The organism is Streptomyces sp. MK7 (assembly GCF_032658145.1).
Taxonomy (GTDB): Bacteria; Actinomycetota; Actinomycetes; order Streptomycetales; family Streptomycetaceae; genus Streptomyces; species Streptomyces spiralis.
The window spans coordinates 1-625 of sequence record NZ_JAVACL010000139.1; the positions used below are offsets into that span (position 1 = coordinate 1).

At 69.8% G+C, this 625-nt stretch carries 1 protein-coding gene; it reads right to left on the minus strand.

The window, feature by feature from the left end:
- Positions 1-29 precede the first annotated feature (29 nt).
- The gene (locus tag R2S09_RS40185) at positions 30-545 is read right to left on the minus strand and encodes a transglycosylase SLT domain-containing protein (RefSeq protein WP_316746233.1); all 516 of its coding nucleotides are present in this window, start codon (positions 543-545) and stop codon (positions 30-32) included.
- Positions 546-625 lie beyond the last annotated feature (80 nt).

Genomic DNA, 625 nt, shown 5'->3' on the forward strand with positions numbered 1-625 from the left:
CCGGCCTTGGGGTGGTGGGGTGTGTGGGCTCAGTAGGCGGAGTTGACGTTGTCGATGGAGCCGTAGCGGTGGGCGGCGTAGTTGGCCGCGGCGGTGATGTTGGCGACCGGGTCGGTGATGCTGCCGGAGGTGCCGGGGACGTGGTAGGCCCGGAAGGTGGGGTCGATCACCTGGAGCAGTCCCTTGGAGGGGATGCCGTTCTTGGCGTTGACGTCCCAGTTGTTCTGGGCGTTGGGGTTGCCGCTGGACTCGCGCATGATGTTGCGCTTGAGGCCGTCGTAGCTGCCGGGGATGCCCTTGGACTTCATGATGTCCAGGGACTGCTTGATCCAGCCGTCGAGGTTGTCGGCGTGGCCGCTCTTGCCGGTCTGGGTGGTGTGGCTGCCGTGTGAGGTGGCGGTGGTGGCGGTCACCTGCGTGGCTTCGGCGGCCTGGGCGGTGGAGGGCATCAGGGTGAGGGCGGCGGTTGCGGCGCCGGTGGTGGTGATGCCGGTCAGGGCCAGGGTGCGCAGGCGGGCGAAGCGGCTGGTGCGGGTGATCGTCATGCGCAAGGAACTCTCCGGTGGGGGGTCGTCGTCAGGGTGCCGTCCGCTGTGGGGGGCGGGGGCGGGGCCCGGGGTGCTGC